Source organism: Streptomyces sp. NPDC059224 (genome assembly GCF_042754285.1).
Lineage (GTDB): Bacteria > Actinomycetota > Actinomycetes > Streptomycetales > Streptomycetaceae > Streptomyces.
On sequence record NZ_JBHZAN010000019.1, the window covers coordinates 19,455 to 32,145 of the forward strand.

Sequence of the window (12,691 nt, forward strand, 5' to 3'; positions counted from 1 at the left end):
CGCACACAAGGGCGGTCAGCGTCGACGCAGACGCAACGCCAGGGCGGCGCCCCCGGTGAGCACCAGCACCGCGGCGGCGCCGCCCGCCATGAGCGGCGCCGACGGGCCCGTGCCCGAGTTCGTGTCGGAGGCCACGGGAGTGCTGTCGGCGGCGGCGGTCGTGGCGCTCGGGGAGACCGGTGCCGCCGTCGCCGTCCGCCGTGTCGGGGCGGCGGGACTCCGCGAAGCCGAAGGAGCCGGCTTCGCGGAGGCTCTCGGAACCGGCGTGGCGCTCGCCCGCGGCCGCGCGCTCGCCGCCGCGGCCCCGGCGTTCCTCTTCGCCGGGAACACCACGTCGGAACACGAGTAGTAGGTGTCCGACGTACTGCTGTTCTGCCAGATCGTGTACAGCATCTGACGGCCCGTCCGGTCGGCCGGCAGCGTCGCGGTGAAGTGGTACGCACCGTTCGACAGCGCCGGGTCCTTGAACTCGGCGAAGGGCTGCGCGGGCAGATCGGACCACTTCAGCGGCTTCTCCGGGTCGTACCCCTGCTTCGTCAGGTACAGCCTGAACGTGCCGGCGTGCGCGATCGTCGAGGCGTACGTCATCGTCATCCGGGCGCCCGGGGCCAGTCGGGTCGCGGGCCAGTCCGTGCGCGCCAGGTCCAGCCCCCGGTACGCCGGCAGGTTGCCGCTGCACAGTCTGCCGTCCGGAATCACCTGCCGGTCGCGGCCGTCGACCCCCGCCACCCGCAGGTTGTCCCACGCCACGAAGTTCTGCCCGCTCGCCGCGATCGCCGCCTTGCAGGCCGCCGTCGCCGCGCTGCCGCCGCCGGGGGAGCAGGCGTAGACCCGGCTGACGGGGGCGGTGGGCGCGCCGTGCGCCTGGGCGGACCCCGCCGCACACGACAGGAGCAGCAGCGGAGCCGCGACGGCGGCTCCCGTCACACGGGCGGTCGTCCGGGTCATCGGGACGTTCTCCTCGGCAGGCACGGGTACGAAGTCTGCCGAGGAGATACGGAATTCGGGCGCGCGCCGTTCAGCGCGGTCGAGGGCGGGGCGGGGTGGTGTGCGGGCGCCGACCGGGGCGTCCGTTTTGCGGACCGCGCAGGCGTCATTGAGAACCGACCGTCCGGCTCGTATTGTTGTGATCGCCGATGCGCGTCCGGCCGCCGCATCGCCTCCGTGGACCGGGGTGCACACAAGGGAGTGGCGCGTCCCGGTCTCGTGCGTTCGCGCAGTGTGACCCCTGATCGCCGCGTCACGCCCGCCACTTGCGTGTGTCCGTCACCAGGTCCGCACAGTCGCCTCCCGTTGGCGCACGGTGAGCTATCGTGTGCACGGGGTAAGAAACAAACCGCATGCCCCGTCGGTTTGGAGCCGTGAGGAGTGTTGAGTCGATGGCGAGGCAGTTACGCGCGGAGCAGACCCGCGCCACGATCATCACGGCCGCCGCCGACCTCTTCGACCGGCGTGGCTATGAATCCACCAGTCTGAGTGAGATCGTCGAACAGGCGAAGGTCACCAAGGGGGCGCTCTACTTCCACTTCGCCGCCAAGGAGGATCTGGCGCACGCCATCATGGAGCTCCAGTCCCGTACCTCCAGTCAGTTGGTGAGGGAGCTGGACAGCCGTGGGTACTCCTCGCTGGAGGCCCTGATGCGCATCACGTTCGCGATCGCCCGGCTCTCCGTCGACGGCCCGATCCCGCGCGCCGGACTGCGGCTCGCCACCGCGGACGTCAGCGTGCGGCCGCCGCTGAGGCACCCGTTCACCGAGGGCCTGGAGTTCGCCACGCGCAAACTCCAGGGCGCGGTCAAGGAGTCCGACGTCCACCCGGACATAGACATCGGCGCGGTGGCGCACTCCCTGGTCTGCTTCTTCGTCGGCACCCGGGTGGCCGGCCGCAACCTGGAACCGGTGGGACGACTGCCGCGTCGCGTCGCGGAGATGTGGTACCTGATGATCCGTGGCCTGGTCCCGGTGCACCGGCGGGCCCGCTACATGACCCTCGCCACCCAGCTGGAGCGCGAGATCAGAACGGCGTGACAGGCGCCGTCGGTTCGGCGGAGCCGGGCACCCCGCGCGATAGCGTGGCGGTCATGCCCGACTCCGCCGCCGCACCCGTGATCCTCGGCACCACCGGCCCCTTCCCGCACCGTGTACTGGCCGAACGGCACCCCGCGATCATCCGCCAGGTGCGGGACGCCTTCCCCTACGGCCCGGCACAGCACCGCGACCTGGACACGCTGCTGCACAACTGCACCGAGGGCGTGATCGAACCGCTGCCCGGCGACCACCGGTGGCACGGCTGGGGCCTGGACGATTACCTCGGACAGTCCTGGTTCGACGTGCCGTGGCTGTGGTCGGAGAGCTACTTCTACCGCCGGCTCCTGGACGCCGTCGGCTACTTCGGCCCCGGCCCCTGGCAGGGCATCGACCCTTTCCGCCCCTTCAAGCTCGCCGAACTCGACGCCAAGGAGACCGACGAGGAACTGGCCGCACTCGACACCCTCGGCGACGACCCGGACCGCGCCCTGCTGCACGGCTCCCTCTGGGGCAACCGCGCCGACCTGGGGTTCCGCCTCTCCGCCGAGTCGGGTGAGGCCGTCTCCGCCCTGGTCGCCGACGACAGCGCCGGACTGTGGCGGCTCCTGCGCGGCGGCACCCTGTGCCTCGTCGCCGACAACGCGGGCCGCGAACTCGTCCCCGATCTGCTGCTGATCGCCCACCTCCTGGACACCGGGCGTATCGCGGACGCGGTCCTGCACATCAAGCCGTACCCCTACTACGTCTCCGACGCCACGACCGCCGACGTGCTCGACGCCCTGCGCCGGCTCACCGCCGCACCCGGTGCGGCCGCCGCCTACGGCCGCACCCTCTGGTCGGCGCTGTCGGACGGCCGGCTGACCGTGCGCGCCCACCCCTTCTCCTGCGCCCCGCTGCCCTACGCCGAGATGCCCCAGGACCTGCGCGCCGAGTTCGCCTCCGCCGACCTCACCCTCTTCAAGGGCGACCTCAACTACCGCCGCCTGGTGGGCGATCGGCTCTGGCCGCCGACCATCCCCTTCGCGGACGTCACCACCTGGTTCCCGGGCCCGGTGGCCGCGTCGCGCACCCTCAAGTCCGATGTGATCACCGGCCTGGCACCGGAGACCGAGGCGGCCCTGGACAGGGCCGAGGGGCAGCGCTGGCGCACCGCCGGCACTCACGCCCTGATTCAGGTCAACCCACGGACACCGGCAGTGACTTGAGGCCGTTGATGAAGTTGGAGACCAGCCGTTCGGCGGGCCCGGCCGGCTCCAGGGCGGGCGCCTGTGCGTAGAGGGTACGCAGCTGGAGCCGCGCGAAGTGGGCGCCGAGACAGACGTGCGGCCCGTCACCGAAGGAGACGTGCGGGTTCGGCGTCCGGCCTAGGTCGAGCCGGTCGGGGGCGGCGAAGGCCCGTTCGTCACGGTTGGCCGACGCGTGCAGGACGACCACCTTGTCCCCCGCCCGGATCCGCCGGCCGGCCAGCTCGGTGTCCCGGGCGGCGGTCCGCCGGAAGGTCAGTACCGGGGGGTGCCAGCGCAGCAACTCGTCCACGGCGGCGTCGGCCCGCACCTTCCCCGCCCGCAACAGGGCGTACTCGTCGCGGTGTCCGGCCAGCGCCAGCAGCCCGCCGGGGGCGGCCGACCGCACGGTGTCGTTGCCCGCGATCGTGAGCAGGAAGAAGAACATCTCCAGCTCACCCTCGGCCGGGTCGGGGTCCCGGGCCAGCGCCGTCATGATGTCGTCGGCGGGGTTTCGGCGCTTGTACGCGGCGAGCTGACGGGCGTACCCGAACATGTCCCGCAGCAGCGCGGGTGACCGCGGGTCGACCGGCCTGCCCGAGCCGTCGCGCACCCGGGGGCCTGCCTCGTCCGGGTCCTGGTAGCCGATCACCCGTTGCGTCCAGTGCAGCAGCAGGCCCCGGTCGGCGTCCGGTACGCCCAGCAGGTCGGCGAGGTTGAGCAGCGCGTACTCGTCGGTGACGGCGGCGACCAGGTCGACCGTGCCGTCCCCTTCCCGGGCCGTCTGCACCGCCCCGGCGAACAGGGTGCGCGCCCGCTGCCGTACCACCGCCTCGAACCGGCCGATCCGGCCCGGTGTGAAGGCCCGGCTCACCAGGCGCCGCAGCCTGCCGTGGTCCGGGGGATCCTGATTGAGCATCATGCGCCGGATGAACGGCAGGTCCGCCGGGTCAGGATCCCGGATCTGGGTCGCGCCCAGGCGCGACGAGTACGTCAGCGGGTCCTTGAGCACCCGCACGACGTCCGCGTGCCGGGCCACCGCCCAGAACCCCGGCCCGGCCGGCCACCCCAGCACCTCCGGCTCCCGCTGCCAGGACACCGGGTGGTGGTCGCGCAGGACGCGGTAGTCGTCGTACGGCACGGCGGTGGCGTACCGGCGCGGATCGAAGACGTCGGGCACGGACGGACCCTCGCCGCCGGCAGAGGTGGTCATACACCCACGGTGACCCGCCCCGCGGGACCCGGCAAGAGGACAGGTGCGGGCCCTGTGCCGGATGGCCGGTCCGTCGTCGGGAAGGCGGCGACGGCGACGCGCGGGGCGGACGCCACAAAGACCGCCCGAAGTCTCCCGGTTTCCGTCCCGGTTCACGCGATGGTGTGATCATGTGTACCCCGGCGGATGGCCGTTGGAGCCCCCGGGTAGGGCCCGGCCATGACGCAGCCGTTCGAACTCCCGCACTTCTACATGCCGTTTCCCGCGCGGCTCAACCCGCACCTGGAGGAGGCCCGCACCCATTCCGCCGAGTGGGCCCGGGGGATGGGCATGCTGGAGGGTTCCGGGATCTGGACCGAGGCCGACCTGGAGGCACACGACTACGGCCTGCTGTGCAGCTACACCCACCCCGACTGCGACGGCCCCGCCCTGTCGTTGATCACCGACTGGTACGTGTGGGTGTTCTTCTTCGACGACCACTTCCTCGACATGTACAAGCGGACCCAGGACCGCGCCGCCGGCAAGGCCCATCTCGACCGGCTCCCGCTGTTCATGCCGCTCGACCCGGCGACGCCGGTGCCGGAGCCGCGGAACCCGGTCGAGGCCGGCCTCGCCGACCTGTGGGCACGCACGGTGCCGTCGATGTCGGTCGACTGGCGCCGCCGTTTCTCGGTCGCCACCGAGCATCTCCTGAACGAGTCGATGTGGGAGCTGGCCAACATCAACGAGGGGCGGATCGCCAACCCCGTCGAGTACATCGAGATGCGCCGCAAGGTCGGCGGCGCCCCCTGGTCGGCGGGGCTCGTCGAGTACGCGACGGCCGAGGTGCCCGCGCCCGCCGCCGGGACGCGTCCGCTGCGGGTGCTGATGGAGACCTTCGCCGACGCCGTCCACCTGCGCAACGACCTGTTCTCCTACCAGCGTGAGGTGGAGGACGAGGGCGAGAACAGCAACGGCGTGCTGGTCCTGGAGACCTTCTTCGACTGCACCACCCAGGAGGCCGCCGACACGGTCAACGACATCCTCACCTCCCGCCTCCACCAGTTCGAGCACACCGCCCTCACCGAGGTCCCCGCCCTCGCCGCGGAGAAGGGCCTCACACCCGGTCAGGCCGGCGCGATCGCCGCCTACACCAAGGGCCTGCAGGACTGGCAGTCCGGCGGCCACGAGTGGCACCTGCGCTCCAGCCGTTACATGAACCAGGGCGCCACCCGGTCCTCCTCCTGGCAGCACCTCACCGGCCCCGGCACCTCCGCCGCCGCCGTCGGCGCCCTGCTCGCGTCCGCCGCGGCCGAGCGGCTGCGGGCCTACTCCCATGTGCCCTTCCAGCAGGTCGGTCCCTCCCTGCTGCCCGCCTTCCACATGCCCTACCAAGTCGAGCTCAGCCCGCACCTCGACGCCGCCAGGCCCCGGCTGACCGCCTGGATGCACGGCACCGGCATGCTCGCCGAGGGCGTCTGGGACGAGGACAAGCTGGCCGCCTCCGACCTGGTGCTCTGCGCCGCCGGCCTCGACCCGGACGCCACCCCGGAGGAACTCGACCTCAGCGCCCACTGGCTGGCCTGGGGCACCTACGCCGACGACTACTACCCCCTGGTCTTCGGCACCCGGCGCGACCTGGCCGGCGCCCGGCTCGCCACGGCCCGTCTCTCCGCCTGCATGCCCCTCGGCGACGAGCCCGTCCCGGTGCCGGCCAGCGGCATGGAGCACGGCCTGATCGACCTGTGGGCCCGCACGACCGCCGACGCGAGCCCCGAGGACCGGCTCGCACTCAGGCAGTCCGTCGACCGGATGACCGAGAGCTGGCTCTGGGAACTGTCCAACCACCTCCAGCACCGCGTCCCCGACCCCGTCGACTACCTGGAGATGCGCCGGGCCACCTTCGGTTCCGACCTCACGCTGAGCCTGGCCCGCCGTGGCCTGGGCCCCGCGATCCCCGCGGAGGTCCACCGCAGCGGCCCGGTCCGCTCGCTGGAGAACGCCGCCATCGACTACGGCATGCTCATCAACGACGTCTTCTCCTACCAGAAGGAGATCCAGTACGAGGGCGAGTTCCACAACGCGATCCTGGTCGTCCAGAACTTCTTCGGCGTCGACTACCCGAGCGCGCTCCGCGTCGTGCACGACCTGATGACCCAGCGGATGCAGCAGTTCGAGCATGTCGTCGCCAATGAACTCCCGCTCGTGTACGACGACTTCGAGCTGTCGCCGCAGGCGCGCGAGGCCATGGACGGCTATGTCCGCGACCTGCAGAACTGGATGGCCGGGATCCTGAACTGGCATCAGCGGGTGGACCGCTACAAGCCGGACCACCTCGCCCGCCGGGCCCACGGCTTCCTGCCGGACCGGCCCCCGCTCGCCCCGGCGCTCCCCGCCGGCTGACCACACCCGGCGCCACCGGCGCGGACCGTTCCCGGAGGGTCCGCGCCGGCCCTGCACCGCGTGGCGGCCTACCGGAGGGCGGTGTGCAGCCCCCGGGCGCGCTCGGCCTGCGGCAGGTCGCCGAGCCGCTCGAACTCCTCGGCCAGCCGGAGCAGCGGTGACAGGTCGAGGTCCCTTCTGCTGCCCGGCCGCAGCAGCCGGCTCTGGTCCATGTACAGGTCGTCCAGCCGGCGGATCAGCGCCACCCGGGCGGCCTCGGTCATCCCCTGCTCGGCCGCCAGCCGGGTCCAGGTCCACAGCGGCTCGGCGGCCGGATCGCCGGGGACCTCGTGCCGTACCCGCTCCCACAGGGGCGGCCGGGGGTGCGGGTCGAGCAGGTCGTAGGCGCAGCCCTCCTCCGCGTTCAGCAGGAGGAAGTCGGGCTCCGTGCGCAGCAGCGCCGCATGCAGCATGCCGAGCAGGTCGACGGGGGAGCGGTCGGGCAGGCCCAGGGCGGCCCGGAGTTCGGCGCGCTCGGCGTCGATGCCGTGGTACTCCCGGATCTCCTGCTCGGTCTCGGCCACGTGCGCGAGGATCCTCTCCTCGCCGTCCGCCGGAGTCAGGCCCAGGCAGTCGCGCCAGCCGGGCAGGCCGATCACGGTCTCCAGTGCCTCGTCGACGGACGCCCCTATGATTCCGGCCGAGCCCTCCGAGTCCGCGTAGAGCAACGAGCCGTCCGCGCAGACGAAATACGTGCCGCCGGTGTCGGATCCCGCCACCGCCTCCAGGGAGCCACCGGAGGCGAGACGGACCGGCTCGGCATGGCCGTCGACGGCACGGTCCAGGTCGAAGTCGAAGGGGAACGCCGCCAGTTCGGCCAGGGGGCGGTGGAGCCGGAGCAGCCGCAGACAATGATCGGTCATGTCACAGAACGTAACAGTGGCCCCTGACAACGGACTCCGGCCGCGGCACACCGGCTCGCGCCCGGCCCGGGGCGGGACCCACCGGCCCCGGGCGCGAGCCGCCCGCGGCGTCAGTCTCACTCGTTCGTGTCTCGTCGCGCCCGTGTGCGCCGGGTAGAGCTGCGGGTGGAGGCGAACCATGGAACAGACCGCACTGCGTCCCAAGCCGATCCCGGGTCAGGAACGCCGGGACGACCCCGACCCCGAACCCGAACCCGCCCCCGGACCGTCCCGGCGCCCGCACGCCGCACGGCGGCGCGGCCGGCGGGTCAGGTCCCTGCTGTTCGGCCTGCTGGTCGGCTCGGTCCTGGTGCTGACCGGGGTCGGACTCGGCACGGCCGGTGCCACGGTGATCGGCCTGAGCAGACTGGCGGAACTGCGGCAGCAGGCCCCGCCGCCGGCACCGGCCCCCGCACACCCGGCCAGCCCGGCGCCCTCGCCGACGGCCGCCGCGACCCTCGGCGTGGAGGCCGTGGACGCCGAGAAGGTGGGTGCGCTGGTGGTGGGCGTCCACGTGCCGGGGCCGGGCTACGCGGCGGGCCTGGTGCGCGGCGACGTGCTCCTCCAACTCGGCGACCGGAGGATCGACAGCGCCGCGGACCTGACGCGCGCGGTCGCCGAGGCGCACCCGGGGAAGGAGGCCAGGCTCACGGTGCGGCACGAGAGCGGGGGGTACCAGCAGCTGACGGTGGTTCCCGGCGTCGTGACCTGATCCGTCCAGGGCCGCGGGGCCGCATACCGGTGCGGCTCTGCGCGAATCGGCTCGCGCGGCCCCGCCGCACCCGGCAGGATGCTCCCGGAGGCACCCTCACCCCGTGCACGGAGGCCCGATGACCGGCACCACCCCCGCCGTCCCCTTCACCGCCGACGACTACAGGTCCCGCATGACGCGCGCGGCGCACACCGCGGCGGACGCCGGCCTCGCCGGCCTCCTGATCGCCCCGGGCCCCGACATGGTGTGGCTCACCGGGTACACCCCCACCGCGATCACCGAACGCCTCACCCTCCTCGTCCTGACCCCCGGCAGGGACCCCGTGCTGATCGTCCCCACCCTGGAGGCCCCCGACGCCGCGAAGGCCGACGGCGCGGCCGTGCTGGGCCTGCGGGACTGGACCGACGGCACGGACCCCTACGCCGTGACCGCCGGCCTGCTCGCCGGGGACGGCCGCTTCGGCATCAGTGACAACGCCTGGGCCATGCATCTGCTGGGCCTGCAGAAGACACTCCCCGACACCTCCTACGCCTCCCTCACCGACGCGCTGCCCATGCTCCGCGCCGTGAAGGACGCGGCCGAACTCGAACTCCTCGCCGCCGCCGGAGCGGCTGCCGACGCGACGTTCGAGGAGATCCGCAAGGTTCCCTTCGCCGGCCGCCGCGAGTCCGACGTCGGGCACGACCTCGCCGACCTGCTGCGCCGCTTCGGCCACGAGCAGGTCGACTTCACCATCGTCGGCTCCGGCCCCAACGGCGCCAACCCGCACCACGAGGTGGGCGACCGGGTCATCCAGGACGGCGACATGGTCGTCCTCGACTTCGGCGGTCTCAAGGACGGCTACGGCTCCGACACCACCCGAACGGTGCACGTGGGCGCGCCGACCGCCGAGGAACGCGAGGTGCACGACATCGTGCGCGCCGCCCAGGAGGCCGGCTGCCGTGCCGTACGCCCCGGTGCCGCCTGCCAGGAGGTCGACCGGGCCGCCCGCGCGGTCATCGACGACGCCGGGTACGGCGAGTTCTTCATCCACCGCACCGGCCACGGCATCGGCGTCACCACGCACGAGCCGCCGTACATGATCGAGGGCGAGGAACAGCCGCTCGTGCCCGGGATGTGCTTCTCCGTGGAACCCGGCATCTACCTGCCCGGACGCTTCGGGGTCCGGATCGAGGACATCGTCACGGTGACCGAGGAGGGCGGGCGTCGTTTCAACAACACCACCCGCGAGATGGTCACCGTGGGCTGACCGGCCCGGCTCCGGCACACCGTCTCGCCCCACCCCACCCCGAACGGCAACGGCGCGATCCATGACCCAGGCACCGACACCCACCGCGGACACCGTCCGCCGACTGGTCCGTTCACTGCTCAAGGAGGGCGCGGCCGGCACCCCGGGCCTTGACGTCCGGCCCGTGACGGCGGCCGGTGAACACTCCACCTGGTGGGTCGGCACCCGTTACGTGCTGCGTCTGGCACCCGACCGCGAGGCCTCCGCGCGCCAGCGCCGCGAACTGCGCCTGCGCGACCTGGTACGCCCGCACCTGCCCGTCGCCGTCCCGGCCGGCGTCGCGCACGGCGAGTGGGCGCCGGGGCTGACCTACACGCTGGACACCGCGATCCCCGGAGGTACGGCCGAGGAGCACGACGTCTCCGCGGTGGGCGAGACCGACCTGGCCGGGCTGCTCACCGGGCTGCGCGAGGTGCCGGTACGGCAGGCTGAGACGCTCGGCGTGCCGCGCACCCCGCCGCGTTCCCTGGAGGCGCTGCGCAGGATGGCCGTGCCCGCCGCCGAACGCCTCGCCGTCGCCGACGAGTTCGACCCCTCACCCCTGCTCCACTTCACCTCGCCGGGCGCCGCCCAGCTCACCGCCCAGCCCGGTACGGCCGTGCTGGCCCACCACGACCTCAAGGGCGAGCACCTGGTGGTCGGTGCCGACGGCAGGGTGCGCGGCGTCCTCGGCTGGACCGACGCGGCGGTGGGCGACCCCGCCGAGGACATCGCCGGGCTCGCCCTCGCGGTCGGCTCCGGCGCCGCCGTCCGCGCGGCCACCCTCGCCGGCTACGGCGTCCGGCCCTGCCTGCGCGGCCTGTGGCTCGCCCGCTGCGACACGGTCATCCGTCTCACCGACCGCCTCGAAGGCCGCGACGACAGCCCCCTGCCCCTGCTGCGCACCCAACTCCGGCGCGCCTGGGAGGCGATCATGCTGGAGCGCGTGTCGGACCTGCGCGAGGACGACACGGGCGAGGAGCCGTGACGCGCCCGCCACCGCTCCTCGGCACGGGCGCTCACGCCTGGGTCAGGACCACGCACGATTCGCCCGGCACCCGCAGCAGCCCGTACCCGTCCGGCGCCGTCACGGTGTCCCACGCGGCCAGGACCTCCACCCGCGCGGTGCCCAGCGGGATCGCCGCCGGCTCCCTGCCCAGGTTGACGGCGACCCGCACGTCACCGCGCCGGAACGCCAGCCAGCGCGCCTCCTCGTCGTAGGCCACCTTGGTGTCGGCGAGGTCGGGGGCGGTGAGGTCCGGCCGCTCGTGCCGCAGGGCGATCAGCCTGCGGTACCAGGCCAGTACGCGCGCGTGCGGATCCCGTTCCGGCTCCGCCCAGTCCAGGCAGGACCGGTCCCGGGTCGCCGGGTCCTGCGGATCGGGGACGTCCTCCTCGGCCCATCCGTGGGCCGCGAACTCCCGTCGCCTGCCGCGCCGTACGGCCTCCGCCAGCTCCGGGTCCGTGTGGTCGGTGAAGAACTGCCAGGGGGTGCCCGCCGCCCACTCCTCGCCCATGAACAGCATCGGCGTGAAGGGTGCCGTCAGCGTCAGCGTGGCCGCGCACGCCAGCAGGCCGGGGGAGAGGGTGGCCGAGAGCCGGTCGCCCTGGGCGCGGTTGCCGACCTGGTCGTGGGTCTGGGTGTAGCCGAGCAGCCGGTGCCCCGCCACCCGGGCCCGGTCCAGCGGGCGGCCGTGGTGACGGCCCCGGAAGCTGGAGTAGGTGCCGTCGTGGAAGTAGCCGCCGGTGAGCGTCTTGGCGACGGCGGCCAGCGGGGCGCGCGCGAAGTCGGCGTAGTAGCCCTGGGACTCCCCGGTCAGCGCGGTGTGCAGGGCGTGGTGGAAGTCGTCGTTCCACTGCGCGTCCAGGCCGAGCCCGTGCTCCGCGCGGGCGGTGATGACCCGGGGGTCGTTCAGGTCGGACTCGCCGACCAGGAACAGCGGCCGGCCCGACTCGGCCGCCAGACCGGCCACGGCCGACGACAGTTCCTCCAGGAAGTGGCACGCGCGGGTGTCGCACAGCGCGTGCACCGCGTCCAGGCGCAGCCCGTCGATCCGGTAGTCGCGCAGCCAGGCCAGCGCGCTGCCCACCAGGTAGGCACGCACCTCGTCGGAACCGGGCGCGTCCAGGTTGACCGCCGCGCCCCAGGGCGTGTGGTGGGTCTCCGTGAAGTACGGCCCGAACGCCGGCAGGTGATTGCCCGACGGGCCCAGGTGGTTGTGGACCACGTCCAGGACGACCCCGAGCCCGAGACCGTGCGCCCGGTCGACAAATCGCTTCAGCGCCCCGGGTCCGCCGTAGGGCTCGTGCACGGCCCACAGCGAGACCCCCTCGTACCCCCAGCCGTGCCGGCCCGGGAACGGACACAGCGGCATCAACTCCACGTGGGTGACGCCCAGTTCCCGCAGGTGCTCCAGCCGGTCGGCGGCCGCGTCCAGGGTGCCCTCGGGGGTGTACGTGCCCACGTGCAACTCGTAGAGCACCGCGCCCGGCAGCGCGCGTCCCGGCCATGCGGTACGCCACTCGTACTTTGCGTGGTCGACGACCGCGCTGAGTCCGTCGGGTCCGTCCGGCTGGCGGCGCGAGCGCGGGTCGGGCAGTACGGGGCCGTCGTCCGGCGCGAAGCCGTACCGGGTGCCGTCCTCGGCGTCCGCCTCCCCGGCCCACCAGCCCGGCCGCCGCGGATCGCGCTCCAACGCGCGTACGGCGCCGTCGCAATGGAGCGTCACACGGTCTGCCTGCGGTGCCCACACCTCGAACTGCACGGACGGTTCCCCTTCGTCTGGCTCATCGTGAGGTAGTCCGTCCATCGTGCCGTGAAAAGAGATCAATCCGCTTTGAATCCCGGCTTTGCCGACGGGTGTCGCCTACGTACGCGCGCGTGACGGCCGTTTCCCCGTTTTCTGGACACTCGGGGTTCACTGAC

Annotated in this window: 10 protein-coding genes; 6 read left to right on the forward strand and 4 right to left on the reverse strand. The window is 73.0% G+C overall.

The features are described from left to right. Positions 1–15: 15 nt before the first annotated feature. Entirely contained in the window at positions 16–948 is a 933-nt protein-coding gene (locus ACFXI4_RS21760; RefSeq protein ID WP_384993306.1) for a lytic polysaccharide monooxygenase, read from the reverse strand. Positions 949–1,379: 431 nt separating this feature from the next. Here ACFXI4_RS21760 and ACFXI4_RS21765 point away from each other — a divergent pair, with 431 nt between their 5' ends. Beyond that, a complete protein-coding gene (locus ACFXI4_RS21765) occupies positions 1,380–2,027 on the forward strand; it encodes a ScbR family autoregulator-binding transcription factor (protein ID WP_384993309.1) in 648 nt (215 codons plus the stop codon). A 53-nt stretch (positions 2,028–2,080) separates the two neighbouring features. Beyond that, positions 2,081–3,232, forward strand: coding sequence for a damage-control phosphatase ARMT1 family protein (locus ACFXI4_RS21770; protein ID WP_384993311.1), 1,152 nt, complete (start codon positions 2,081–2,083; stop codon positions 3,230–3,232). Here ACFXI4_RS21770 and ACFXI4_RS21775 read toward each other — a convergent pair. Then, on the reverse strand, positions 3,204–4,463 hold the full coding sequence (locus tag ACFXI4_RS21775) for a cytochrome P450 (RefSeq protein WP_384993314.1): 1,260 nt from the start codon (positions 4,461–4,463) through the stop codon (positions 3,204–3,206). The genes ACFXI4_RS21770 and ACFXI4_RS21775 overlap by 29 nt on opposite strands. A 219-nt stretch (positions 4,464–4,682) precedes the next feature. On the opposite strand from ACFXI4_RS21775, the gene cyc2 reads away from it, so the two are divergent. Next, positions 4,683–6,845, forward strand: a complete 2,163-nt coding sequence (cyc2, locus tag ACFXI4_RS21780; RefSeq protein ID WP_384993316.1) for a germacradienol/geosmin synthase Cyc2 — start codon at positions 4,683–4,685, stop codon at positions 6,843–6,845. 68 nt (positions 6,846–6,913) lie between these two features. Here cyc2 and ACFXI4_RS21785 read toward each other — a convergent pair whose 3' ends face one another. Beyond that, complete coding sequence (locus tag ACFXI4_RS21785) at positions 6,914–7,747, reverse strand: hypothetical protein (protein WP_362724101.1); 834 nt, start codon at positions 7,745–7,747, stop codon at positions 6,914–6,916. Between the two features lie 178 nt (positions 7,748–7,925). Here ACFXI4_RS21785 and ACFXI4_RS21790 point away from each other — a divergent pair, with 178 nt between their 5' ends. The 3 genes from ACFXI4_RS21790 (at position 7,926) to ACFXI4_RS21800 (ending at position 10,753) form a co-directional block, all read left to right on the forward strand. Next, entirely contained in the window at positions 7,926–8,498 is a 573-nt protein-coding gene (locus tag ACFXI4_RS21790; protein ID WP_384993319.1) for a PDZ domain-containing protein, read from the forward strand. Between the two features lie 118 nt (positions 8,499–8,616). Then, entirely contained in the window at positions 8,617–9,747 is a 1,131-nt protein-coding gene (locus tag ACFXI4_RS21795; protein ID WP_384993322.1) for an aminopeptidase P family protein, read from the forward strand. A 61-nt stretch (positions 9,748–9,808) separates the two neighbouring features. Beyond that, positions 9,809–10,753 (forward strand): phosphotransferase, encoded by a 945-nt coding sequence (locus ACFXI4_RS21800; protein ID WP_384993323.1) that lies wholly within the window; start codon positions 9,809–9,811, stop codon positions 10,751–10,753. Between the two features lie 31 nt (positions 10,754–10,784). On the opposite strand, the gene treZ is transcribed toward ACFXI4_RS21800, so the two are convergent. Then, the gene (gene treZ / locus ACFXI4_RS21805) at positions 10,785–12,530 is read right to left on the reverse strand and encodes a malto-oligosyltrehalose trehalohydrolase (protein WP_384993326.1); all 1,746 of its coding nucleotides are present in this window, start codon (positions 12,528–12,530) and stop codon (positions 10,785–10,787) included. Positions 12,531–12,691 lie beyond the last annotated feature (161 nt).